This window comes from Chitinophagales bacterium (genome assembly GCA_019638515.1).
Taxonomy (GTDB): Bacteria; Bacteroidota; Bacteroidia; order Chitinophagales; family LD1; genus UBA7692.
Genome location: JAHBTS010000002.1, coordinates 300,607 through 326,956 on the forward strand (window position 1 = coordinate 300,607; position 26,350 = coordinate 326,956).

Consider the following 26,350-nt stretch of genomic DNA (forward strand, 5'->3'; position numbering starts at 1 on the left):
ATGGTGTTGAAACTTTTTTGAGCATATTTTTTTATTCCTCAAAACAAAAACACTCTATTTGCACCGCTACGGTTTCAAACTTGGTTTAACCAATATGAATTAAAAGGGAACTCCGTGTAAATCGGAGGCAGTTCCCGCTGCTGTAAGCCGGATTTTTTCTTACCAAAAGAAAAAATAAGAATAAACTTCAATCCACTGTTGCGCCAAACGCAATGGGAAGGAAATCTGAACCGGTAAGCCAGAAGACCTGCCAAGGCAACAACATTCAAAACTTTCGGGAAGAAAAGTGAAGAATAATACCATTTGTTCCGGGCATTTGTGTATTCCGAATCCTTCTCTACACGAACGTGCATTTTTTCATCATTAAAAAACATGTGTACAACATGAACAAACTTTACATGCTGTTAGGTGCTTTAGGCATCACTGCGTTTTCAGCAAACGCACAAGTAGTTTATACTTTCGAAAATTTACAAGTGCCTGTAGATTCATTTGTTGCTGCAAAAGATTTAAACGGAGGCTTGGGCGACACACTCGTGTACTTTCACTCCACTTGGGATACTGCCTTTGGCGGCTATTGGTCGAGCGGTTTTGTACCTTCTACCAAGCAAGACAAAGTAACCACAGGCATTGCCAACCAATACAGCGCCATTACCGGCAGCGGGCACAATAGCAATACTTATGCTGTTGTATTTGGCTCTGGCAACGTAAAATTAAGCGGCAATGCAGCAGGAAAAACCGTAAAAGGTTTCAACATTACCAATACAACCTATGCCTATTTTAGCATGAAAAACGGTGATGCATTTGCAAAAAAATTTGGTGGCACCAACGGCAGCGATCCAGATTACTTTTATGTAACCGTAAAAGGCTACTTAAATGGTGCTGTTAAAACCGATACCGTAAACTTTTATCTTGCCGATTACCGATTTGCAGACAGCACGCAAGATTACATTTTAGATGAGTGGGCATGGGTAAACCTATCGGCATTGGGCAATGTAGATAGCCTAACTTTTCAACTTGCATCTTCAGATGTTGGCTCCTTTGGCATGAATACTCCTGCCTACTTTGCCATAGATAATTTTACCTTCTACGATGGTGTTACAGCCATTAGCGAAACTGCTTCTATCCATGCAAAAGCATTTCCTAATCCCGTTATTGCAGGACAAAACTTCCATATTGTTTTAGAAGAAGAAGCCAATTTTAGCGTAACCATTGCTTCTATTGCCGGAACAATACTAAAAGAAGAAAACTATACCGCAGTAAGCCAAGCAGCTATTACAACCACAGACTTGCCTAATGGAATTTACTTTGCAGCTGTGCGGGTAAACAATACTTTACAAACTATTAAATTTAGCGTACAACACTAATGTGGCGCCTTCAACAAACGGCACAATTCTGTTGCTCAGCATTATTTGCTGTGGTGGGATTGTGCTGTTTGGCTGAAGAAAACAAACCACTATTCAACGATACAGTTGAACTCAAGGAAGTAGTTATTACCGATAGTAAAACTATTGGCACCAACGGCAAGCGTCAGTTTCAACATTTAGAAAACTATGCAGCGCGTAAACTCCCCAACCTGCTCAACGAAATTTCGGGTATTTACCTAAAAAACTACGGCAACGGGCAGCTCACCAGTATTGCCGTTCGCGGCACCACTACTTCGCAAACCGAAGTACTGTGGAATGGAGTTAAGATAAATTCACCCATGCTTGGGCAAAGCGATTTTGCATTGCTAAATGTTGGCTTTCATAACAGCATTGCCATACAGTTTAATCAGCTAAACTCTGCCATTGGCAGCAACATTGCCCTCAACAACAGCATACCGGAAGCAAATACACACTTTGAAGGAACCATAAGAGCAGGCAGCTACGGTTTACTAGAAAGCAATATGAACATAAGCTACGGCAACACTGCCATAAGAGGAGCCACCAAAGTAGCGGTGCTAAAATGTAACAATAATTTCCCTGTTTTAAAAAACGAAGTTGCCACCAAGCAAGCCAATGCCGATGTGCTGCAATGGGCGCTTTTCCAACAGTTGAATTATTTCATAAACAACAAAAATGAAATTGAATTATTCGCATGGTACAATACTGCCAATCGCGAAATTCCACCAACATTATTGCAAGAAAGCAGCAAAGCCCGTCAGCGCGATCAATCGCTGCGCACCATGCTACGCTGGAAGTTTAAAAAGAATAGCTGGCGCCTTGCACTTAGTTCTGCATACTTATACGAAACACTGCACTACACCAACTACTTACTTCTTGCCAACGATAAAAGCACAAGTCATGCTTGGCGAAACAATGCCAACTTTCAATACAACATCAAAAGTTTTCATGTAGAAGCTACTGCATTTGCCGATGTAGAAATTGCCCGGAGTGCAGGATATGGCGCCCGCTACAACAGAGTACTTTCCGGCTTTTCTGCCAAAGCAAGCTATTACCAAAAACATGGATTTACCTTTACAGCCGGGTTGCGACAAGAATTTATGAATACAAAAGCATCGCCCTTTATGCCATTCATTTCAGGCGCTTTTACCAAGCAGTTGCATAAACACTTTATTGGTATTGAACTTACTGCAAAAAGAAGTTTCCGATTTCCAACCTTCAACGATTTGTATTGGCAAGGCAGCGGCAACGCACAATTACAAGCCGAAAAAAGCTGGAATGCCGAAATTGCAGCTACCTACAAATGGGATAAAACAATTACGCTTACAGCCTCCAATTATTACGCATGGATAAGCAATCAAATTCAATGGACACCGGATGTTTCGGGCAATTGGCGACCACAAAATCTTAAAAATGTTTTTGCACGCGGGTTAGAAACCGCCCTACTTTTTTCACTTCCCAAAACAACCCTTAAGCACTTAACCGCCAATACCAATCTTAGTTACAGCTACACGCTTTCCACTCAAACTTCTTCTACACTTGCCAACGATAATGCACTTGGCAAGCAAGTAATTTATGTGCCGCGCCACAGAATTTCCGCTACAGCAAGTGTGGGCTATTATGGCTTTGAAATTAGTGCCTTTTACCGCTACACCGGAATGCGTTTTATTAGCACCGATAACAGCGATGCCCTCCCCTCCTACTCCTTGTTAGATATTGAATTTGCCAAAGCACTGTTGCTACCAAAAGCCGCTCTGCGATTTGCATTTAGAATAAATAACGTATGCAACACCATTTACCAAGATGTGGCACAGCGTGCCATGCCCCCAAGAAATTTTGAAGGAACTTTAAACATAAAATTATGATTCAAAGAAGTATCAAAAACATATTCTTCCTCTTCCTTCTTATACTGGCTTCGTGCGAAAAATTTCCTACCAAAGAACCATTACCTCCCGGCAACAACAAAAAGGTTTGGATTATCAACGAAGGTAATTTCCAATTTGGAAATGCCTCTTTAGACGTGTACCTGCCCGACTCTCAAATTATTTTTAAAAATGTGTACAAAACTGCCAACAACAAAAACTTGGGCGATGTGGCACAGAGCGCCATTGTAAGAGAACAAAAGCTGTTTACGATTGTAAATAATTCAGCAAAAATTTCGGTTACCAATACCGAAGATTATCGCGAATTATACAGCATATCGCTGCCTGCAAGTTCGCCACGCTACATGCTTTTCATAAACGATACTAAAGCCTTTGTAAGCGAACTATATGCAAAAAAAATATGGATAATAAATCCTGCCAACGGTACATTGATAGATACCATTTCAACCCAAGGCTGCACCGAGCAAATGGTGCTGCTCAACAACCGCATATTTGTGGCGCAACGCACCCGCTTAAACGATACTTACGTTGCCAATGTTTTAGTGCTAGATGCTACCAACCATAAAATATTGCAAACAATAACGCTGCCATCGGAGCCAAATAGCTTAACACACATCAACAACACAGTGTATGTACTTTGCAGCCAAGAAAATACTACTAATGCCAAACTAGTTTGTATAGATGCCTCCAACAATAGCATTACCAAAACACTTGAATTTACAGCCAATACAAAGCCCATATTGCTACGCAGCAATAGTGCAACAAACGAACTTTTTTGGATTGCAGGCGATGTGTTTAAAATGAATGCCAACGAACAAAGTTTACCTTCATCGCCCATTATACAAGGAAACAACCGCAACTTATACGCCATGAACGTAAACCCTTCTAATGGTGAAATTTATGTGGCCGATGCTATTGATTATGTTCAGTCTTCTTCCGTTTTCAGGTATCAGAGCAACGGCACACTGTTACATACTTTTAAAGCAGGAATTATTACCAACAACTTCATTTTTGAATAAGATGTATAAATACATTATCGGGTGCTTACTAGTGCTGAATGCTTGTACGGCTTCATTACAAAAAAATGAAACTGCCGAAGTTCCTTTACAAACCATTCGCCCCAAATATGCCAAAGGTTTTTGGATAGAAGTGTTTGAAACACATAAAACCATTCACATCCGAAACACGTACGATACCACACAAATACTAGACACCTATGTAATTGCCAACGCATCGGAAAAACCCAACACCAACAATACTTTTATTGCCAAACCCATACAAAAAAATGTGTGCCTCTCTACCACACAAATCGGCTTCTTAGAATTGCTGCATCTCACCGATTCAATTATTGCACTAAGCGATACCAAGCGCATATTTAATGCTGCCATACTCCAAAACATTGCTGCCGGAAAAACAAGTTCTATTGGAAATAATGGTATAGTAAGCGAAGAAAAATTACTAGCCCTAAAACCATCAGTTGTATTTGCATATAGCTTTAGCGAAGGCAACAGCCACTTGCCAAAACTACGCTCCATGGGTTTAAACATTGTATTGATAAACGACTACAACGAAACCCACCCGCTGGCTCGCGCAGAATGGATAAAAATGATAGCAGCATTTTACGATAAAGAACAATTGGCCGATAGTATTTTCACTTCCATAGAAACCACCTACCTGCAGCTGGCGGCACAAGTTGCCGGCAAGCAAAACAAACCAACCGTATTCTGCAATTTGCCGTGGAAAGAAGTTTGGTATATGCCATCCGGCAATAGCTACTTTGCCAAATTTATTGAGGATGCCGGAGGCAACTTTCTATGGAAAGAAACATCCACTACACGCACCTTAAATTTAGATTTTGAAGCTGTATTCCTAAAAGCTGCCAATGCATCGGTATGGCTGAACCCCAATAGTGCCAAAACTCTACAAGAAATAGCAGACCAAAACTTAAAGTTCAAAAATTTCAATGCATTCAAGAACAATCAAATTTTCAACTGCAACAAACTAGAAAATTCCGATGGCGGCAATGCCTTTTGGGAAACCGGAGTGGTGCAACCACAACTTGTTTTAAAAGATTTGATTTCCATTTTTCACCCTGATGTTTTACCCAACCATACATTTGTTTACTACCAAAAACTAGGTAATGGAAAATAAAAGGCAATCGGGAATACTCTTGTTGCTACTGTTGGTTTTACCCATTGCCTTTGCGCTGCAATTATTTCTGGGTTCGGTACATCTTTCTCCTATAGAAATTTGGCAGGTGTTAATTGGCAATGCCACCAACAGCATTCACCAAATAATAGTTTTAGAAAACCGATTGCCCGGAGCATTGGCAGCTGTAATTGCAGGTGCTGCTTTATCGGTAAGTGGTTTGCAAATGCAAATTATGTTTCGCAATCCGGTAGCAGGCCCATACATCTTAGGCGTAAGTTCCGGAGCCAGTCTTGGTGTGGCTCTATTACTAATGGGCGTACAATGGTTGCCATACAAGCATATTCTAATGCAATGGGCGCAAATGCCTTTTAGCATTGCCATTGCGGCTGCAGTAGGCGCTACGGCTGTGTTTTTTATGGTTTTCATTATATCTTTTTCTATTAGGCAAAGTGTATCGTTACTTATTATTGGCTTAATGATAAGCAGCGCCATTGCCGCATTGGTAGAATTACTACAAGCTTTTTCGGGCAAAGACGAACTTCAAAAATTTGTATGGTGGGGCTTTGCCAGTTTTAGGCACCTAAACCTGCAAGAAGTTAAGGTAATGTATGCCGTGTGTAGCATTGGTTTACTGTTTAGTTTCTCAATTGTAAAACCCATGCAAGCATTACTTGGTGGCGAAATATTTGCAGAAACAGTAGGTGTAAACGTAGCTTCTCTCAAAAGAAAAATAGTACTTTCCACTGCTATTCTAGCGGGCACCACTACGGCATTTTGTGGTCCCATAGCATTTGTAGGTTTAGCAGTTCCGCATATCTGTAGAAGTCTTTTTAAAACTTCAAACACCGCCACGCTAATGCTTTCAAGCGCCTTAACAGGTGCTATAATTTGTTGCCTTTGCAATGTGGCATCATCTGTGCCTGGCAGCGATTGGGTATTGCCGCTCAATACCATTACATCGCTATTAGGTGCTCCGTTTGTTATCTATATTATTCTCAAAAAACCTTCGCTCTCGTAATGTTGAAACTGCACCAACTTTCCGTAGGTTATCACCAAAATGGTTTGTTTCCGCCCATAGATGCAGCAGCCAACAAAGGCTGCCTTATTGGTTTGTTGGGTGTAAACGGAATTGGGAAAAGCACTTTGCTAAAAACAGTGGCAGGTTTACAAAGGCCGGTGACAGGCACAGTGGAAGTAAACGGAGAAAACCTACACCTCTTTTCACCTCATAAAAAAGCAACACTCATCACCATTGCGGGAACAGAGCGAGAATACATTCCGTTCATGTCAGTAAAAGAATTTATTCAGCTAGGCAGGTATAGGTTTGAAAAACACAATGCGCTACTTTCTGAAATTTCGGTAGAAGTACAGCAAATTGTTCAACAGTTGGCATTGCAGCATATAGCCGGAAAGCAACTGCTTGAAATAAGCGATGGAGAGCGGCAAAAGGCAACAGTAGCAAGGGCTTTGGCACAAGAAACGCCTATACTTTTACTCGATGAGCCAACTGCTTTCTTAGATTACAAAAACAAATCTTTTATTCTTTCAACGTTACGCAGCATTGCGGAGTTGCAACAAAAAATAATAATTGTTTCTACCCACGACCTCGAAGCTTCGTTTACATACTGCCACCATTGGTGGATACTAAATGAACAAGGCGTATTTAAGAGTACATCTGATGCCTTAGTCGCAAAACAACTGCTAACAGAACATCAATAGCCTGTTATTCTTGTTTTAGTCTAACAAGAAAGTGTATTTGTGCATGTTCTTTAATGCAATGCCTGTGCCGCGCACCACCGCACGCAACGGATCTTCGGCAACGTGAACCGGCAATTTTGTTTTTTGGCTGATACGCTTATCTAAACCGCGCAACAGCGCACCACCTCCGGTTAAGTACAATCCTGTTTTAAAAATATCGGCAGCCAATTCCGGTGGCGTGGTTTCCAATGCCTTTAAAATTGCCTCTTCAATTTTAGAAATAGACTTGTCTATAGCGTGTGCTATTTCGGAATAAGATACCACAATTTGTTTAGGAATGCCGGTCATTAAATCTCTTCCGTTTACAGGAAAATCATCTGGCGGGCTATCAATATCTGTAAGTGCCGCACCCACATTTATCTTAATCATTTCGGCAGTTCTTTCGCCAATAAGCATATTGTGCTGTCTGCGCATATAATCTACAATATCCAATGTAAACTCATCGCCCGCTACGCGAATACTTTGGTCGCACACAATACCGCTGAGTGCAATTACGGCAATTTCGGTAGTACCGCCACCAATATCAATAATCATATTACCGTTTGGTTCTTCTACATCAATGCCAATACCTATTGCCGCAGCCATAGGCTCGTGAATCATTTTTACTTCTTGCCCTCCGGCTTGCTCTGCACTGTCTTTTACCGCTCTTTTTTCTACTTCCGTAATACCGGATGGAATACATATTACCATTCTAAAGCGAGGTGGAAACAAAAATGATTTATTCTTAAAAATCATTTTTATCATTTCGCGAATCATACTTTCCGCTGTTTGAAAATTGGCAATTACGCCATCTTTCAACGGGCGAATGGTTTTTATGCTTTCGTGTGTTTTTTCGTGCATTTGCATGGCGCGATGCCCAACAGCTATTACTCTATCGGTACGCCTGTCCACTGCCACAATGGAAGGCTCATCTACCACCACTTTATCGTTGTAAATAATAAGTGTGTTTGCCGTTCCTAAATCTATTGCGATCTCTTGAGTGAGAAAATTAAACATTGCCATTTATATCAAAATCTTGTTAGCGTTATATTAAGTGTGCAAATGTATGTTTTTCAATAGTCTGTTTAAATTTTATGCACACATAAATTGTTAGTTAAATAATTGTGGAAACTGAGGCAAATGTATTCTATTCAGAACTTAAACTGTAACCAATCTAATTTTACCGTTTGATTATTCGCTATGCAATCTTATTAGCAACCGTATTTGCAAGTTGGCAATTGCAGGCACAGCCGCAAAAAGAAATCTTTATTCCGCTCGCCAACCGTACAGAACTTAAAATAGAGCCGGAAATAGATACCTTAGAAGATGGCGTTGAATACTTCTTTAATTTTGAACTTGCCGATGGCTACAAGATTTCGCAGTCTTTTTTCGATAAAGGTTTGGCAATTTTATACGATTCGCTCCTAATGGTTCGCCCAAAATCCAATGTTCCAAAAGGAAATACTGTATCTGCCTTGCGATTTATTATTACCAACAAGCAAAAAACGCGCATTTTACTTATGAAGGAGTTTGTGATACAAAGCGATGGCAAACAATATCCATTGCTTCCAAAACCTCAAACCAACATCGTAAAGTTGGTTCCGGACTTTAAAATTGAAAGAAATGGCGTGTATAATAAAAAGGAATTTATAGAGCGCCCTCGTGTGCTTTTCTACGAAACCCAGTACAGCGATTCTGCAAAAAAGATAAATGCCATCCGCATGAATATTATTAGGCGCCATCAAGAAAAGCACTTCCGCAGCATGAACGATACGCTTAGCGGAGAAATGCTGCGTGCCATAAAAAAGATAAAGAAAAGAACCACGGTTTTTATGGGTATAGAAGTACCGCAACCGCGCAACAAAGTAAAAAATGTGTGGAGTCGTTTCTTTATTACAGATTAAACACTCCAGTGTCTGCGCTTACCAATGTAAGCACATGGTTTTCAAAAAACTTATACCGCAATTGTAATGAAGCTATACTTGCATGTTGTAAGCGTATTGTTGCATTCAACACACCTTCTGCTTTAACTTCAAACGGTGCAATTAAAAGTTGGCTGGCAAAATCCAACTGTTTTTCGGAATAGAGTTTATACAAACTTTCTTTGGCACTCCAATACAGTGTAAGCGTTTCAATTCTTTTATCGGCAATAGCTGCCAATTCATCCGGCTGCAAAAACTTATGTGCAATACGCTCAATTCTTTCTTCCAAAGTTTCTATATCTATACCTACTAATTTAGTTTCGCTTACGGCTGCCGCTCCCCACCATTTTGAATGAGAAAGCGAAATGTGCAAACTACTGTTGGCTGCAATCGGCTTTCCTAATTCATTCTTTACTATTTCTATCTTTTTACCGGCCGCAATATCAGCGGCAAACCTTGCATGCTGCGACTGATTTGCCGCTTTGTTTCCTACATTGCTGGCAGCTATAGTAACTATGGCAACCGAAACATCAGGCAAAAAATTTGGCTCTACAAAAACAGTTTGCATATCAACCCTCTAAGTTGATGGTAAGTGTAAATGCTCGAGAAAATAATTTATCCAATACGCGCGAATAAATTAACCCATCGGTAGGTTCGTGAATATTTAAAACTCCATGCGTAAACTTAAATTCCGGACTTAAAATAAAATACGGGAAGTAATACATAAAGCCAATTCCGGCTTCTACACACAAATCGTGCCTCCGCAATTTTACCAAATCGGTAGCTCTACGTGCCTTTTGGTTCGATGCCAAATCGAAATCGTAACGAATACCAGCCAATACATAAATTCTAAAATCTTTAATGGGTTCACTCTTATAGCGCAGCAGCACAGGAAAATCGAGATAAATAGATTGTATTGTTTTTTTTACAACGGGCGGTTTGCCTTTTTGCGTATATTCTATGCTCTTATCTGAAAAAGAAAGCGTGGGAATAAACCGCAAATCAAAATATCTATGAAACTGATAGTTGCATATAATACCTAAGTTGAAACCCGGAGCCAATACAGGACGGAGATTTTTTATAGTATCATTTTCTAAGCGCTTTTCCTTTTTAATGATGGTAAAATCTGCCATGTTCACGCCCACGGCAATACCAAAATACACTTGCTTTTTTCCCAACTCGTGCACATTAAACTGCGCCTTTGCCGCTATGGAAAACAGTATAAACAAAGCCCAAAAAATCTTCTTATACATGCGGCAAAATTATGAAGCTGAATGTTTCTCGGCTGTGTATAATGCACAAGTCCCCAGCGTTAGTGGTGTCCATTGCACATGCTTAAAACCGGTTTTCGATAAAATTTGAAGGAAAGCATTACCCTGTGGAAATGCCTTTACACTCTCGGGTAAATAGGTATAAGCGCGTATATCGCGCGAAAAAATTCTACCAACAAACGGTAGAATATAAGAAAAATAAAGGTTGTAAAAGAAACGAACTACGGCATTAGTAGGTAAACTTATTTCCAAAATGGCTAACCTTCCACCGGGTTTTAATACACGGTAAATTTCCTGTAACCCTGTTTCTAAATACTCAAAATTGCGCACGCCAAAACCAACGGTAACAGCATCGAATTTATTGTCTTCAAAAGTAATTTTTTCGCTATCGCCTTTCACAAATTCTACAACATGAGCTGCTCCTGTGGCCGCTGCCTTTGCCCTTGCATAGCGCAGCATTTCTTCACTAATATCATATCCTATTACTTTTTCTGGCGAAATGCGAAGTGCATCAAATGCAAAATCGCCTGTGCCGCTGGCTACGTCCAAAATAACTTTGGGCTTTATTTCCCCAATATATTTCACTGCTTTTTTACGCCAGCTGCGGTCTATTCCTAAACTGAGCAAACGGTTCAAAAAATCGTAGCGGTGAGCAATGTTATTAAACATTTCTTCCACCTCTTCTTTTTTGGTTTTAGATGCGTTTCCGTATGGTGTTACTTGTGGCATTTGAGTGGCGAATGTAGCTTATTTTGTCTATTGTTTCATAGAACAAAACATAGCTTCTAATGTTGCTACAGTTGCCAATCTATCAGCTCTTTTCCTTGCGAAGCCAACAGCGCATTGGCTTTAGAAAAATGCCTGCATCCCAAAAACAAACGCACCGATAATGGAGATGGGTGCCCCGCCTTTAAAACATAATGCTTACGACTATCTATAAGCAATTCTTTTTGTGCAGCAAACTTTCCCCAAAGCAAAAAAACTACACCGTGGCAATGTGCCGAAACCTGCCTAATTACCGCATCGGTAAATGCTGCCCACCCAAACTGTGCATGCGAGTTTGCTTCACCTTCATTCACCGTAAGCGAAGCATTCAGCAATAGCACTCCTTGGATAGCCCATTTCTCTAAACTGCCATGTTGTGGAGTCTTAAAACCAATATCGCTTTGTAGCTCTTTGAAAATATTCTTTAGCGAAGGAGGAACCTCCACACCTGCTTGCACCGAAAAACAAAGACCATGTGCCTGCCCAAAACCATGATAAGGATCTTGCCCTATAATCACCACCTTCACCTTGTTTAAAGGCGTTAGGTTAAACGCATTGAATATTAAATTTCCGGGAGGAAACACTCTTTTTCCTTTACGTTTTTCTTCCAGTATTTTTTGCTTCAGCAATGGAAAATAAGGTTGTTCAAACTCTTCTTTCAATACTTGTTTCCAACTTGCTTCAATTTGTACTTCCATACAGCGCTAAGGTTGAAAATATACCCGAAACAACTAATTGTTTTTCATTCTACATTTTACTAAACCACTTTGCAACCGTAAAGCCACTTACTAAATGCCACACGCCCCAGCAGGCAGCAACCAATGCCATACCTCCTAATCCATTAAAGAATCCGAAGATTAAGATTAACCCTAACCCACTATTTTGAATACCTGTTTCAAACGTAATGGTTTTGCAGTCTGCTGCCGAAAGGCGCAATAAACGTGCAAAGGCGTAACCACTGCCTAAAGCCAGTGTATTGTGAGCAATTACAATCGGTAAAATGATATGCAAAGTGCTTAAAAAAACACTTGCATTGGCGGCAAATGCTGCCACTAAAAAAAATGCAAATGCAGCAAAAGAAATCTTACGCATATAGGGCAGCAGGCGCTCGGCAAATGTGGCTTTGTAATGCCGCAACAGCATACCTGCCAACAAGGGCAACACCACTAAAACTACCACTGTTTGCAACACCTCTACTGTGCTTAAATGTATTTCTTGCAGCAATGCTGCAGCCGGTGGATAAAGACTTCCGTAAAATGAAAAATTGAGCGGCATAAGCACTATTGCCATTATGTGCGACAAAGAAGTGGTGCTTACTGCCAATGCCGTGTTTCCTTTAGCAATATGGGTAAAAAAGTTACTCATATTGCCACCCGGGCAAGCACCAACCAATATCATACCAAGCGCAATAGAAGCTGTAGGTTTTAGAATTATTACCAACAAAAAAGTAAGTGCCGGCAACAATATAAAATGAGAAAACAATGCTGCAACCGTACTCTTTTTATTGTGTAGCAATGCTATAAAATCTTCTTTCTTTAACTCCAGCGAAATACCAAACAGCACCAATGCCAATATTACATTCAATGCCATTAAACTTTGCGGATTAAAGTTGATGCGCAACTGGTCGAGTTCACTCATGGTTATGCACTCCAGCTTACTAAAATTTCCCTTGCACCTTCGTATGGCAAGCGCCCGTGCGAAGTGCTGAAATTATCTATTGCCAACACATCGCCTTTTTTCCACGAAAAAATACTCATGTTGTTCCATATCGTTTCTTGGATGTGTTGTATGTAGCTATCGGGAATGGGAGTACCATCGCCAAAAAACATATTCATGCTTTGCGCATCGGGCTCGGCAGTAACCTTTTTAATAGGCACCAGCACCGATGTGAAAATTTTATAGAAAAGTGTTTTAAGACGCTTTTGCCTTGCATGAATATGATTATACTCAAATGCAGAAGCACTGAGATGAAATACTTGTGCGTGATTAAACCATGCTTTTTCGCCCGAAACCGGATGGGCCTTTACGGCTGGTGTTCGGTTTATTAGTTTTAATCTATCGTTTTCGTGCCATTCAAATTCTATGCCGTTTTGCCTACATTTTTGCTCTACCACTTTTTTATCTTCTGTAAGAAACATTTGGTTCCACTTCTTTAATTCAAATAGGTTAAAAGCCGATTTTTCGTTTATACTCGAATAGTTGCGAACCGTAAGCACACCTTTGGCTTCAAACTCTTGCAATACCTCTTTACTAAGTTGCTGATACACCTTTCTGAAATCGCAAATAGGCGTTTCGCCTCCCAGCTGCGGCTCTATATGGCAATAGAAAAACAACTTACGTGGCGGATGCGGCAAAAAACTCATTTCGCAATGCTGCATAATAGGATAAAATGGCGGCAACTCGCTAGCAGTAAAAACATACTCGGTACCTGCTACTTTATCGCGTGGCGAAGTTCCCAAGTAATCGTTTTTTAAATCGGCATCTATGGAGGCTGCTATTTGCTCAAACTCGGCTGGTGTATTTACCGGAAACCCCCTAAAGAGTACGGCTCCATGTTGTAGCAACTCGTTTTCAAATTTAAAATTTGCAGCAATGGATTGCTTTAATTGTGCCAGTGTTTCGCCTTCGGCCTCTACCACTAAAGGCGGTTGGTGTGGGTTAAAGAAGTGTTGTTTCATTTCGTTTGTCGTTATTACTCAAACGTACATAAAATTCACACTCTAAGCAATTTTACTATAACTGATTTTATGAGTTGAAAATATCTTCAATTTCACGCCTAAAACTTTCGTGCAGTATTTTCCTCTTGAGTTTCATGGTGGGTGTTAAATAACCTTGCTCAATTGTCCATTCTCTTTCCAGCAACTTGAAGCGCTTTATTTGTTCCCACTTCCCGAAGTGCGTATTCAGGCTATCTACTTCGTGCTGTATAAGTGCAATAACTTTTGGATGCTGCACCAAATCGGTTTCGTTGCTAAACAGAATGTTGTTTTGATTTGCCCATGCTTTCACCTGCTGCAACGAAGGCACAATAAGCGCGCCTATATACTTTTTATCATCGCCACCCACCACCAGTAGTTGTTCAATGTATGAGCTTTCTTTCATTTTATTTTCTATAGCTTGCGGTGCTATGTATTTCCCGCCTGCCGTTTTAAAAAGTTCTTTTTTTCTATCGGTTATTTTTAAAAACTGCTTACCAAAATGGGTTACCCAAGTGCCAATGTCGCCTGTATGAAACCAGCCATCGGCATCAATTACTTCGGCTGTTAAATCCGGGCGATTGTAATAACCCTTCATGATATTTTTACCTCTGGCAATAATTTCGCCATCTGCTGCCAATTTAATTTCTACTCCGGGAATGGGCATACCAATGGAACCTACACACCGCTCCTGCTCCAGCATTCCATTTACAGATAAAACGGGTGAAGTTTCTGTAAGCCCGTAGCCTTCTATTACATGCACATTGGCTGCTGCAAAAAGCTTAATAAGGCGCGGTTGCATGGCAGCAGCTCCGGTTACAATAAAACGGATATTCCCGCCCAAGGCAAGTTGCCATTTAGAAAAAACAAACAGGCGCGCTATGTATAACTTTAACTGATACCAAAAACCTTGGTGTACGCCCAATTCGTACTGCTCGCCCAATGCTATACTCCAGAAAAACAACTTTTTCTTGAAGCCTGAAAGTGCATTGCCTTTAGCCATTATTTTTTCGTACACTTTCTCTAATAATCTTGGAACCGTAGTAAAGCAATATGGTTTTACTTCTTGAAGGTTCTCGCCAATGGTTTCAAGGCTTTCAGCATAATAGATATGAATGCCAATCATTAAATACGCAAAAAAAACTGTGCGCTCAAAGCTGTGGCAAAGCGGCAAAAAAGAAAGTGCCCTTTCGCGCTCCAAGAATGGCAGCACTTGAGATATTCCGGTAAGGTTGCTTACTATATTTTGATGTGTAAGCATTACTCCTTTGGGATTTCCCGTAGTGCCGGATGTGTAAATAATGGTGGCAACATCATGCTCTTTTACCAATGCCTTTCTTGCTTCTACGGAAGAAAAATCGGTACTGTCAATAAGTTTCAATGCTTCCCAAAAGTTGGAAACTCCCTCAATTTTATCGAAAGAAATTATGCCTTGCAACGATTGGATTTTTTCTTGCAGCGACTTCACTTTTTGGTAAATACCACTATCGCCCACAAAGGCAAATCGAATTTGTGCATCGCGAAAGATAAACGCATAGTCATCTTCGGAAATAGAAGGATACATCGGTACATTCACCAAACCAATTTGCTGCGATCCAATATCTACCATATTCCATTCGGCTCTATTGGCACTGATAATGGCAATTTTATCGCCCGGCTGCAAACCTTTACTCAACAGCAATAAACTAACCTTATTGCACCAATCTTGAAACGCTTGATAACTGTAATGATTCCATTCTTTTATTCCTGTAGATGTAAACTCTTTGGCAGAAATAAATGGAGCATCGGCCTGGTTTTGCAACTGCTTGGTTAGGTAGTCGAATAAACGCTTCACTTCCATAACCTTCTATTTTATTAACTTGCTGATAGCTTTAAATTCTGCTGTGCCTGCACGATCTATCAACATAAACAATATCATTTCCAGCGACACAATTAACACACCCGCTTGGCGCATGCGCTCTAATGCAAGTGCTTTATTTTCCGGAGTTCTAGACGATACCGCATCTGCTACCACATGCACCGTGTAACCTTGTGCTACGGCATCTAATGCAGTCTTCAATACACAGATGTGGCTTTCAACTCCACAAAGAATAAGGTGCTTTTTGTCTGCCTGCTCCACATGTGTTTTTACGTTTGCTTGCAGTAAACAACTGAAGCATTCTTTTTCAAATACAGGCGTATTGGTAGTATAGCTCAATTCGGGAATAGTGTGTCCTAAACCTTTGGGATACTGCTCGGTTAAAAGCATATCTAAACCCAGCACCATTGCGCCTTGCATAAGCGTTTGTATATTCTGTATGATTTTTTGTTGCTCATGGATTACTGGCATTAATTTTTCCTGCACATCTATTACCAACAGCAAACTATTATCAACAGTAGGAAGTAAAGTATTCATGGTATTGAAAATTTATTTTATACACCCATTGCTACACGCTTATAGAGCCTTTTCTGAAATCGGTTTTGCCAATTATGGCATTGATAATATATGGCTTACCTGCTGCTATACTTGCTTTGGCATCTTTTACAGCCTGCTGCCAGGTTTCCATTGTATCTGCACGTGTGCCATCGCCACCAAATGCCTTTGCTATTAACTCGTAATCGCTGTAAGCTAAATTCATGGCACAATCGCTTTTTAAAAACTCAACTTGATCGCGTGCTATTTGACTCCAACAAGCATCGTTGCCAATTACAGATACTACCGGCAAATTGAGACGCTTAAAAGTATCATACTCCATAAGACTGTAACCGGCACTACCATCGCCATAAATAATCCAAACATTTTTTTCGGGGTACACTAGTTTGGCGCCCAAAGCAAAACCTGCTCCTACACCTAAAGTTCCGAAAACGCCCGGATCTAACCAGCTCAATGGCGCCCGCGGGCGTAGTGTGTATGCAGCCGTAGCCACAAAATCGCCACCATCGGCAATTAGTATTGAATTGTCGTCTAAAGCAGCATCTAAATTCTTTAGCAATGCAATAGGATTTAAACCTACATTTACCGGAGCATTGGCTTTCTCCTCAATTGACTGCTCTCTCTTCGCATTTATTTCTGCAAGAAATCTACACCACTCATTGGTGTTGGCATTATAGGCATGAGCTAACGCAATTAAGAAATCTTGCGGGTCGGCTAAAATTGGCAAACTCGGCTTTTTGTTCTTATATAAATCTTCTTTACTTCTATTGATAGAAATAAATTTTCTACCGCCAATATGATTGCCGTAATCTAACCTAAAATCGTTTGGCACTCCTGCCAACATAATTAAATCGGAATTTTTAATGGCTTCTTTGCGCTGATGGCGCATCTGCAATGGATTGTCCTTTCCTAAAAGTCCTCGTGCCATTCCGCTCAGGTAAACAGGAATTCCTAACTTACTTACTGCCGCTGCCAACAATTGTGCTTTTTCAGCTTGCATTATGGCTCCGCTTCCAATAATGAGTAAAGGTTTTTTAGCAGCCCTGAGCATTTGTGTAGCATTTGCCACATCCGAAGCTGTATGCTGCGGGAACCAGGGCTTGGGGATGGCATTGCCAAAACTTACGGTGTCCTTATCGGCAAATATGCGCTTGGCATGAAAATTTATATACCACTGAACGAGTCGCTCTTGTAAGTTTCTGGGAGGTTCCTCTTTACTTTTAGCACCATACCAACTGCGCACTAATTCTTCATCATATAAAGTGTCTATAGGGCATTCAACAAATACAGGACCCGGCACACCTGTTTGTGCTCTGCGAAATGCTTCTTCTATTGTGGGCACAATATCTTTTACCTTACTAATGGTTGTACTCCATTTACAAACCGCTTTCATAACAGATAGCTGATTTATATCTTGCAAACTGCCCCTTCCCTTTAAAATTGTAGCGGCAGCACCTCCCAATAAAATTAATGGCGATTGTGCCAATGCAGCATTCTTAATTGCAGTAATGGTATTGGTAACGCCCGGCCCCGCAGTAACTGCAGCTACGCCCGGCACACCTGTAAGCCGCGACACTGCATCTGCTGCAAAAACTGCATTTACTTCGTGCCGCGTATCTATTACCCTTATACCGCATTGCTCTGCTGCCACAAAAATGGGCGATATATGCCCGCCACATAGTGTAAACAAGAACTTTACGCCTTGCTGCTGCAATACCTTTGCTATAATTTGACCGCCATTCATAAAATATATTATTGACTTTTAATTCACTTAGCACAACAAGTGTAAATAATAGTTTTGAATATCGGACAACTTTATCCAAATTAAACAAATAGTCGTCTTATTTTCCCTTTTAAATCACACCTATTCAAAGACTACAATAACGGGAAGATACTACACAGTTTAAAATATTTCTAAAACACATTTGCAAAACCCGTCTTTCTTTTTCTACCTTCACACAGCAATGAAATTCTTAGTAGCAATTTTAAATATCTACCTCTTGGCATTATCAGTAATGCCGTGTACAGATGTTCATACTACTTGCTCATCGGAATCTGCCATACTCACAATTGCCGAAAATCATGACCACACTTCGGATCACAACGATACTTGCAGTCCGTTTTGTGTATGTAGCTGCTGCAATACTATTGGCACATTACATTTCACAGAGTATTACTTAAAATCCGCCAAGCAATATGTTGCACTGCATGCCAAATTTGCAGTAAGAGCTATTGTTTACGATTCCAATTTCTTCGGCAATATTTGGCAACCGCCAAAAATCAGCTAAACTTTTTCGGCATAGTATTAACCATCGGCAATTGGTTTCAACCAAGGTGCCCTTGCTGCGCTGTTGCGCCATTGCATACAGATAATTTAAAAGTTTAGCATGCTAGATAGTATTATCAAGTTCAGTATAAAGAACAAAATTGCCATTGCAGTTATCACATTGGCACTTATAGTTTGGGGCACATGGAGTGCTACCAAATTACCCATTGATGCTGTACCCGACATCACTAATAATCAGGTACAAATTATTACGGTTTGCCCCACGCTGGCAGGGCAAGAAGTGGAGCAACTGGTTACTTTTCCCATAGAGCAAAGTATTGCAAATCTTCCGCGCATAGAAGAGTCTAGAAGCATTTCGCGCTTTGGGTTATCGGTAATTACCGTTGTGTTTGAAGACGATGTAGATATTTACTTTGCTCGCCAACTCATTACCCAAAAATTAAAAGAAGCCGCAGAGAAAATTCCTGCCGGAATTGGAACTCCCGAACTGGCTCCTGTAAGCACAGGGTTGGGCGAAGTATATCAATACATACTGCACCCCACCAAAGGAAGTGAGGCAAAATACAGCGCCAAAGATTTGCGAACCATGCAAGATTGGATTGTAGCCCGCCAACTTTATGGCACTCCGGGTATTGCAGAGGTAAATAGCTTTGGTGGAGAATTGAAGCAATACGAAGTTGCTGTGAATCCGTATCGCCTAAAAGCATTAGGCGTAAGCATTACCGATATTTTTACGGCACTCGAAAAAAACAATCAAAACACAGGCGGAGCCTATATAGATAAAAAGCCAAACGCCTATTTTATTCGAGGTATAGGCTTGGTAACATCTTTAGATGATGTAAAAAATATAGCGGTAAAAAATACCACAGGCACAGTTCCCATCTTCATAAAAGATGTGGCAGATGTTCGCTTTGGCAGTGCCATCCGCTATGGAGCATTAACCTACAATGGCGAAAAAGATGTAGTAGGCGGTATTATTATGATGCTGAAAGGAGCTAATAGCAACGAAGTAGTGCAGCGTGTTAAAGAAAAGATTCCAACCATTCAAAAATCGCTACCGGAAGATGTGGTGATTGAACCGTTTTTAGATAGAACCGAATTGGTAAATAGAGCCATTGGCACGGTAGAGAAAAATTTAATAGAAGGTGCGCTTATTGTGATTTTTGTACTAGTACTATTTCTCGGAAATATACGTGCAGGCTTAATTGTGGCATCTGCCATTCCTTTAGCGCTACTCTTTGCTTTAGGCATGATGAATGTTTTTGGCGTAAGTGCCAACTTAATGAGCTTAGGCGCCATCGACTTTGGGTTAATTGTGGATGGTGCCGTAATTATTGTGGAAGCAACATTGCATCATCTAAGTAAACTACAATTGGCACACGGCAACACCACACTCAATTTATCGCAAAAAGAAATGGATAAAGAAGTGTGGCTTTCGGCCTCTAAAATCCGCCATAGTGCTGCATTTGGCGAAATTATTATTCTAATAGTGTATCTTCCTATACTTACACTGCAAGGCATAGAAGGAAAAATGTTTACGCCAATGGCAAAAACAGTTGGCTTTGCAATTTTAGGCGCCTTGCTACTATCGCTCACTTATATTCCTATGATGAGTGCTGTATTCTTATCTAAAAGCATTGAAGCCAAACAAACCTTTGCAGACAAGATAATGCATAGGCTACATCTACTTTACACACCACTTTTAGAAAAGGCCATACAGTTTAGATATTGGTTCATTGGCAGCACGCTTGCACTCTTCATACTTAGCTTATTCTTATTTAAAAACATGGGAGGCGAATTTATTCCTCAATTGCAAGAAGGCGATTTGGCTTTCCACTGTATTTTACCGCAAGGCAGTTCACTCAGCCAAAGTATAGAAACATCTATGCAAGCCTCGCGCATTTTAAAACAATTCGATGAAGTAAAAATGGTAGTGGGAAAAACCGGATCTGCCGAAGTACCAACCGATCCAATGCCTCCGGAAGTAAGCGATTTAGTAGCCGTATTAAAACCAAAACAAGAATGGAAAACACAAAGGAGCTACAAAGAACTAGCTGCAGAAATGATGGAAGAATTAGAAGTAATTCCCGGTATATTTTTTGAAGTAAGCCAACCCATTCAAATGCGCTTTAATGAACTCATGACAGGCATTCGGCAAGATGTAGCCATAAAAATTTTTGGTGAAAATATAGACACACTTGCCACCTATGCCACCCTAGTTTCAAATAGTATTAAAAGCATTGAAGGCATTACCGCGCCACAGGTTGAGCGGGTTGCGGGTTTGCCACAAATAAACATAGAATACAACCGAAACCGTTTGGCAAACTATGGCTTACACGTAGAAGATGTAAACAATGTGGTAAGTGCAGCCTTTGCAGGAAAAGTAGCAGGCCAGGTATTTGAAAACGAACGAAGATTCGACTTAGTAGTACGCCTAGACACAGCTCACAGAACCGGAATAGAAGATGTAAATAATCTTATGATACCTACTGTAAGCGGAATACAAGTGCCGTTATCGCAAGTGGCAACCATTGGCTATAAGTTAGGACCTGCACAAATAAGCAGAGAAAGTGGCAAACGCAGAATTGTAATTGGTTTCAATGTTTCGGGTAGAGATGTACAAAGCGTAGTAACTGATATTCAAGAACAGCTAAACAAAGAGATAAAACTCCCAAGCGGTTACTATTTTACCTATGGAGGACAGTTTGAAAACTTGCAGAAAGCAAGCAGCCGTTTAATGATAGCCGTTCCTATTTCGCTGTTGCTTATTTTCTCGTTGCTCTATTTTACTTTTCACTCCTTCAAGCAAGCGCTTCTAATTTTCACAGCAATACCCATGAGCGCCATTGGTGGCGTGTTGGCACTACTGCTGCGCAATATGCCATTTAGTATCAGCGCAGGCATAGGATTTATTGCCCTGTTTGGCGTTGCCGTGTTAAATGGCATTGTGCTTATCGGCACATTCAACCAATTAGAAAAGGAAGGCGTAAGCAATATCATACAGCGCATCATAGAAGGCACTAAAGAACGACTGCGCCCGGTATTGATGACTGCCACCGTAGCATCGTTTGGATTCTTGCCCATGGCACTTAGCTCCGGAGCCGGAGCCGAAGTACAAAAGCCTTTAGCAACGGTAGTAATTGGAGGCTTAGTAAGCGCCACTTTCCTTACCTTATTTGTGTTACCGCTCCTCTATCTTTTGTTTAACACTACACCTAAATTCAGCATGAAAAATATAATGCAAAAAGCTATGCCAATTTTAGTTATCTGCCTACTGGCAAGCAATATGGCAACAGCCCAAAACCAAACCATTACCAGCGCAGACGATGCTATTGCCATGGCTTTACAAAACAACAATACCATTCAGGCAAAAGAACTGGAAATTAAAGCAGCTAAGAGTTTAAAAAAAGCAGTAGGCGAATTGCCTAAACTTGAGTTCAATACACAACTCGGGCAATACAACAGCATTAACTTCGACCATGCATACCAACTCTCGCAAACCATTCCTTTTCCTACACTTTTTGCCGCTAAAAGCAAGTTGGCAAAGGCAGAGGTAAAAGCAAAAGAACTTCAAAAAACATGGTACGAAACAGAGTTGAAAAACAAAGTGCGCAGCTACTACTATCAACTGCAATACCTGCAGCACAATAAAAAGCAATTAGAGTATTTAGACAGCCTATACAACCACTTTATTAAAATGGCAGAACTCCGCTACCAAACAGGCGACACCAAAAAAGTTGATGTAAGTACTGCCCGTGCAAAGCAGGGCGAAATAAACCTGCTGCTCAAGCAAAATCAAGTGCATATTGAAAATACACACCAAAGCCTTTTGGCTCTGCTCAACAACCAAATGCCCATAACAATTGCTGTTGAAGAAAATTTTCAGCCTATGCAGTTAAGCAACTTGCCCGATAGCACGGCTTTAGCCAATCATCCATCGGTACAATTGCTGCACCAAAACGCCCAAATTGCAGCACAAGCAAAGCGTGTGGAGCAAGCACAAGCCTTGCCCGATTTCACATTTGGCTACACCAATCAATCGCTCACGGGCTTCCAAACCATCAATGGGCAAGAACAATACTTTAATGCACACAATAGATTCAACTATGGCAATCTAGGCGTTTCTATTCCACTTTCATTTGGTGCTACCATTGCAAAAGTAAAATCGCATCAATATACACAGCAAGCAGCCGAAGCAGGAGCCAAACAGCAACAAAAAGAACTGGCTGCCCATCTTCAAAATGCTATTAACCAATACAGGCAAGATGTGCAGCAATTTACATACTATCGCCAAAGTGCTTTACCCAATGCAGAAGCTATTGTAGAGGCAGCTCAACTGGGCTACAAAACAGGCAACACCGATTATGTGGAGTATCTCTACGCATTGCAAACAGCCACAGATATTCGCTTAAACTATTTAAAAAGTATTGAGCAAATCAATCAATCCATTATCAATATCTATTCCTTAATAAATAAGTAAGCAAAAATGAACACCACACATACAATCCAACACAAACACAGCACTTTAGCATTGCTCTGCATACTCCTATTTGCATGTAGCACCATACTTGTATCGTGCCACGATCACAGCAGTCACGAAACTGCTGCCATCACTAAAACTCATAACGAATCTACTGCCGAAACAACCACCATATCCAGCGAACAAATGCATGCTGTGGGCATTCAACTTGGAACGGTTGAAAACAAAGAATTAACTGCAACCATAAAAGCAAACGGTATGCTCAAAGTACCCAACAACTTTAAAGCCAACGCCACTTCGCTTTATGGAGGTGTAGTAAAATCTATTATAGTGCAAGTAGGCGACAATGTAAAAGCAGGGCAACCAATTGCAACGCTTGTAAATCCTCAGTTTATACAACTGCAAGAAGAGTATTTAAGCCTTGCCAATAAAATAACGTTGGCCGAACAAGAACTGAATCGCCAAAAAGATTTGAATGAAGGCGGAGCAGGCGCACTCAAAAATTTACAAAGTATAACCGCAGATGTGCAAACACTAAGAGTTAGAAAAGCAGCACTGCAACAACAGTTTCAAATTATGGGCATTCAACCCGAAAAACTTAGTGCCGAAAGCATTAGCTCTGTACTAAAAGTTCCCAGCCCAATCAATGGTGTTATCAGCAATGTATTTTCAAAAATAGGAAGCTATGTAGATGTAGCTTCACCTGTGGCCGAAATTGTAGATAATGGTTCTCTCCACCTAGACCTGCAAGTGTTTGAGAAAGATTTACCACTGCTAAAGGTAGGGCAAATCATTCATTTTACTCTCACCAATAACCCCACAAACGAATACGATGCCGAAGTATTCAGCATTGGTGCTGCTTTTGAAAACGAAAGCAAAACCATACCCGTACATGCCAAAGTAAAAGGCAATAAAAACGGCTTGATAGATGGCATGAATATCACCGGAATTGTAAGTTTAAACAGCGCCACTACACCTGCCGTTCCAAGCACAGCCATTGTGGATGCCAATGGAAAATCGTATGTATTTATTCTGGCAAACGCAAGCACACAACCAGCAATAGCCACACACGCACACGATGGCGAGGCACACACACACGAAGAAAAACAGCATAGCACAGAACCAAAAGAAAGTATCACCTTTGAAAAAATTGAAGTAGTAAAAGGCGTAAGCGATATGGGTTATACTGCCGTTACCTTTGTAAAAGATATTCCTGCCGATGCAAAAATTGCAACACAAGGCGCATTCTTTATTCTTGCAAAAATGAACAATACAGGCACGCACACTCATCAACACTAAACATTCCAACACATGAGCCACCAACATATTTACGATGCACAAGGAAATCAACTTTGCTGCACACCGCAGGAAGGGAAAATTTATACGCAAGCTGCCGCCCGACATATAATTGAAGACGATGGTTGCTGCTCCTCTGCTACCAAAAAGAAACAAATCTCTACATACGAGCACCACCACAAGCACCATGCCAATACGGCATGGCAACACTTTGCTCCGGCTGCAGTTTCGCTTGTATTATTATTAAGTGCATTATACTTAGACCATTGGCTGCAACCTACATGGTTTGGTGGCTGGCAACGGCTGCTCATGTATTCGTTGGCTTATGCGCCCGTTGGTTTTCCGGTATTGAAAGAAGCCTTTGAAAGCATATTGCATGGCGATATATTTTCAGAATTTTTACTCATGGGCATTGCCACCATTGGTGCATTTGCCATTGGCGAATATCCCGAAGCAGTAGCCGTAATGCTTTTTTATTCCATTGGCGAAGCCTTCCAAACCATGGCAGTAAAACGTGCTAAAAACAACATAAAAACACTACTCGACCAACGCCCCGACACCATAACCATTATTGAAAACAACGAACCTAAAACCATTAAAGCCGCAGCAGCACAAATTGGCAACACCATTCAACTAAAGCCCGGAGAAAAATTAGCATTAGACGGCATACTGGTTTCCCCAACGGCTTCTTTTAATACAGCAGCCCTCACTGGCGAAAGTAAGCCCGATACCAAGCAAAAGGGCGACACCGTTTTGGCAGGAATGATTAACCTAAACACACCTGCTTTAGTAAGCGTAACCACAACCTACCAAAACAGTAAACTCAGCAAAATTTTAGAGTTAGTACAAAATGCTACTGCTCAAAAAGCGCCAACCGAACTTTTTATACGAAAGTTTGCCAAATACTACACGCCTGCCGTAGTGCTGTTTGCAATCCTTATTTGCCTCCTGCCCTACTTTTTTGTTGAGTCCTATCACTTTCAGCAATGGCTTTATCGCGCCTTAATATTCTTAGTAATCTCCTGCCCCTGCGCATTGGTAATCTCTATTCCATTGGGTTACTTTGGCGGCATTGGTGCGGCAGGCAGAAACGGTATTCTCATAAAGGGCAGCAACTTCTTAGACATACTGGCTTCCGTGCAGCAAGTGGTAATGGATAAAACAGGCACCCTAACCGAAGGTGTTTTCAAGGTACAAGAGGTTCATATTCTTCCCACCTTTAACCAATCTGAAATAATAGAAATGGTGAATGCATTAGAAAGCATCAGCACACATCCGGTGGCATCGGCAATTCATCAATTTGCAGGAAAAGTAAACCCCACTATTCAACTTAAAGATGTAGAAGAAATTGCAGGACATGGTTTACGTGCAAGCATCAACGGAAAGGAGTTGCTGGCAGGCAATTTTAAACTCCTAGATAAATTTAAAATACCATACAATACCAATACTGCCAACAGTTCGCACACCATTATTGCCATTACATTCAACAAGCAGTTTGCCGGATATATTACCATTGCCGACAGTATAAAACAAGATGCCCCAAAGGCAATACAAACGCTAACACAATTGCATATTCAACCAACCATGCTAAGTGGCGATAAACAAAGTGTAGTAACTTTTGTAGCACAGCAATTAGGAATAGAAAATGCCTATGGCGATTTGCTCCCCGAAGACAAAGTGAATAAAGTGAAAGCCATAAAAGCTCATGCCGGATTAGTAGCATTCGTTGGCGATGGTGTAAACGATGCGCCTGTAATTGCACTAAGCGATGTGGGCATTGCCATGGGCGGCTTGGGAAGCGATGCCGCCATAGAAACCGCAGACGTAGTAATACAAGACGATATGCCAAGTAAAATTCCTATGGCTATACTTATTGGTAAACAAACCAAGAAAATTGTATGGCAGAATATCGGAATGGCATTCACGGTAAAGGGGATTGTATTGCTACTTGGAGCCGGAGGCATTGCCACCATGTGGGAAGCCGTTTTTGCAGATGTGGGCGTAGCACTTTTGGCAATACTAAATGCTGTGCGCATCCAGCAAATGAATTTCAAAAAGTAAAGACTT

Annotated in this window: 21 protein-coding genes and 1 riboswitch; of the genes, 11 read left to right on the top strand and 10 right to left on the bottom strand. The window is 40.9% G+C overall.

Annotated elements, in window-relative coordinates; all coding sequences use genetic code 11:
• Positions 1 to 64: 64 nt before the first annotated feature.
• A riboswitch (cobalamin riboswitch) is annotated at positions 65 to 270 on the top strand.
• A gap of 113 nt (positions 271 to 383) precedes the next feature.
• From KF872_04535 to KF872_04560, 6 genes are all read left to right on the top strand, one after another.
• Positions 384 to 1,364 (top strand): DUF4465 domain-containing protein, encoded by a 981-nt coding sequence (locus KF872_04535; GenBank protein MBX2902804.1) that lies wholly within the window; start codon positions 384 to 386, stop codon positions 1,362 to 1,364.
• Between the two features lie 68 nt (positions 1,365 to 1,432).
• Positions 1,433 to 3,247 (top strand): TonB-dependent receptor plug domain-containing protein, encoded by a 1,815-nt coding sequence (locus tag KF872_04540; protein MBX2902805.1) that lies wholly within the window; start codon positions 1,433 to 1,435, stop codon positions 3,245 to 3,247.
• Positions 3,244 to 4,284: a hypothetical protein gene (locus KF872_04545; GenBank protein MBX2902806.1), complete on the top strand. Its 1,041-nt coding sequence runs from the start codon at positions 3,244 to 3,246 to the stop codon at positions 4,282 to 4,284. The genes KF872_04540 and KF872_04545 overlap by 4 nt, the downstream gene beginning before the upstream one ends.
• Positions 4,277 to 5,416, top strand: coding sequence for an ABC transporter substrate-binding protein (locus tag KF872_04550; protein MBX2902807.1), 1,140 nt, complete (start codon positions 4,277 to 4,279; stop codon positions 5,414 to 5,416). The genes KF872_04545 and KF872_04550 overlap by 8 nt, the downstream gene beginning before the upstream one ends.
• On the top strand, positions 5,406 to 6,434 hold the full coding sequence (locus KF872_04555; GenBank protein ID MBX2902808.1) for an iron ABC transporter permease: 1,029 nt from the start codon (positions 5,406 to 5,408) through the stop codon (positions 6,432 to 6,434). Before KF872_04550 ends, KF872_04555 begins: the two co-directional genes overlap by 11 nt.
• Positions 6,434 to 7,135 (top strand): ABC transporter ATP-binding protein, encoded by a 702-nt coding sequence (locus KF872_04560; protein ID MBX2902809.1) that lies wholly within the window; start codon positions 6,434 to 6,436, stop codon positions 7,133 to 7,135. Before KF872_04555 ends, KF872_04560 begins: the two co-directional genes overlap by 1 nt.
• Before the next feature lie 15 nt (positions 7,136 to 7,150).
• On the opposite strand, the gene KF872_04565 is transcribed toward KF872_04560, so the two are convergent.
• Positions 7,151 to 8,170, bottom strand: coding sequence for a rod shape-determining protein (locus KF872_04565; protein MBX2902810.1), 1,020 nt, complete (start codon positions 8,168 to 8,170; stop codon positions 7,151 to 7,153).
• A gap of 170 nt (positions 8,171 to 8,340) precedes the next feature.
• On the opposite strand from KF872_04565, the gene KF872_04570 reads away from it, so the two are divergent.
• Positions 8,341 to 9,057, top strand: a complete 717-nt coding sequence (locus tag KF872_04570; GenBank protein ID MBX2902811.1) for a hypothetical protein — start codon at positions 8,341 to 8,343, stop codon at positions 9,055 to 9,057.
• Here the strand turns inward: KF872_04570 and KF872_04575 are convergent.
• From KF872_04575 to KF872_04615, 9 genes are all read right to left on the bottom strand, one after another.
• Positions 9,047 to 9,643 (bottom strand): 4-phosphopantetheinyl transferase family protein, encoded by a 597-nt coding sequence (locus tag KF872_04575; GenBank protein MBX2902812.1) that lies wholly within the window; start codon positions 9,641 to 9,643, stop codon positions 9,047 to 9,049. The two genes, KF872_04570 and KF872_04575, sit on opposite strands and share 11 nt — an antisense overlap.
• A 1-nt stretch (position 9,644) precedes the next feature.
• Positions 9,645 to 10,328: a PorT family protein gene (locus KF872_04580; GenBank protein ID MBX2902813.1), complete on the bottom strand. Its 684-nt coding sequence runs from the start codon at positions 10,326 to 10,328 to the stop codon at positions 9,645 to 9,647.
• 9 nt (positions 10,329 to 10,337) lie between these two features.
• Positions 10,338 to 11,075: a bifunctional demethylmenaquinone methyltransferase/2-methoxy-6-polyprenyl-1,4-benzoquinol methylase UbiE gene (gene ubiE, locus KF872_04585; protein MBX2902814.1), complete on the bottom strand. Its 738-nt coding sequence runs from the start codon at positions 11,073 to 11,075 to the stop codon at positions 10,338 to 10,340.
• 65 nt (positions 11,076 to 11,140) lie between these two features.
• Entirely contained in the window at positions 11,141 to 11,809 is a 669-nt protein-coding gene (ung, locus tag KF872_04590; GenBank protein ID MBX2902815.1) for a uracil-DNA glycosylase, read from the bottom strand.
• Positions 11,810 to 11,858: 49 nt separating this feature from the next.
• Positions 11,859 to 12,749 (bottom strand): bile acid:sodium symporter family protein, encoded by an 891-nt coding sequence (locus tag KF872_04595; protein MBX2902816.1) that lies wholly within the window; start codon positions 12,747 to 12,749, stop codon positions 11,859 to 11,861.
• 2 nt (positions 12,750 to 12,751) lie between these two features.
• Positions 12,752 to 13,789, bottom strand: a complete 1,038-nt coding sequence (locus tag KF872_04600; protein ID MBX2902817.1) for a TauD/TfdA family dioxygenase — start codon at positions 13,787 to 13,789, stop codon at positions 12,752 to 12,754.
• 67 nt (positions 13,790 to 13,856) lie between these two features.
• Positions 13,857 to 15,647: a long-chain fatty acid--CoA ligase gene (locus KF872_04605; protein ID MBX2902818.1), complete on the bottom strand. Its 1,791-nt coding sequence runs from the start codon at positions 15,645 to 15,647 to the stop codon at positions 13,857 to 13,859.
• Between the two features lie 6 nt (positions 15,648 to 15,653).
• On the bottom strand, positions 15,654 to 16,202 hold the full coding sequence (locus KF872_04610; protein ID MBX2902819.1) for a hydrolase: 549 nt from the start codon (positions 16,200 to 16,202) through the stop codon (positions 15,654 to 15,656).
• 31 nt (positions 16,203 to 16,233) lie between these two features.
• Positions 16,234 to 17,964, bottom strand: coding sequence for a thiamine pyrophosphate-binding protein (locus KF872_04615; protein MBX2902820.1), 1,731 nt, complete (start codon positions 17,962 to 17,964; stop codon positions 16,234 to 16,236).
• A 220-nt stretch (positions 17,965 to 18,184) separates the two neighbouring features.
• Here KF872_04615 and KF872_04620 point away from each other — a divergent pair, with 220 nt between their 5' ends.
• From KF872_04620 to cadA, 4 genes are all read left to right on the top strand, one after another.
• On the top strand, positions 18,185 to 18,508 hold the full coding sequence (locus KF872_04620; GenBank protein ID MBX2902821.1) for a hypothetical protein: 324 nt from the start codon (positions 18,185 to 18,187) through the stop codon (positions 18,506 to 18,508).
• A gap of 99 nt (positions 18,509 to 18,607) precedes the next feature.
• Entirely contained in the window at positions 18,608 to 22,987 is a 4,380-nt protein-coding gene (locus KF872_04625; protein MBX2902822.1) for a CusA/CzcA family heavy metal efflux RND transporter, read from the top strand.
• Positions 22,988 to 23,173: 186 nt separating this feature from the next.
• A complete protein-coding gene (locus KF872_04630) occupies positions 23,174 to 24,286 on the top strand; it encodes an efflux RND transporter periplasmic adaptor subunit (GenBank protein MBX2902823.1) in 1,113 nt (370 codons plus the stop codon).
• Between the two features lie 12 nt (positions 24,287 to 24,298).
• The gene (cadA, locus tag KF872_04635; protein ID MBX2902824.1) at positions 24,299 to 26,344 is read left to right on the top strand and encodes a cadmium-translocating P-type ATPase; all 2,046 of its coding nucleotides are present in this window, start codon (positions 24,299 to 24,301) and stop codon (positions 26,342 to 26,344) included.
• Positions 26,345 to 26,350 lie beyond the last annotated feature (6 nt).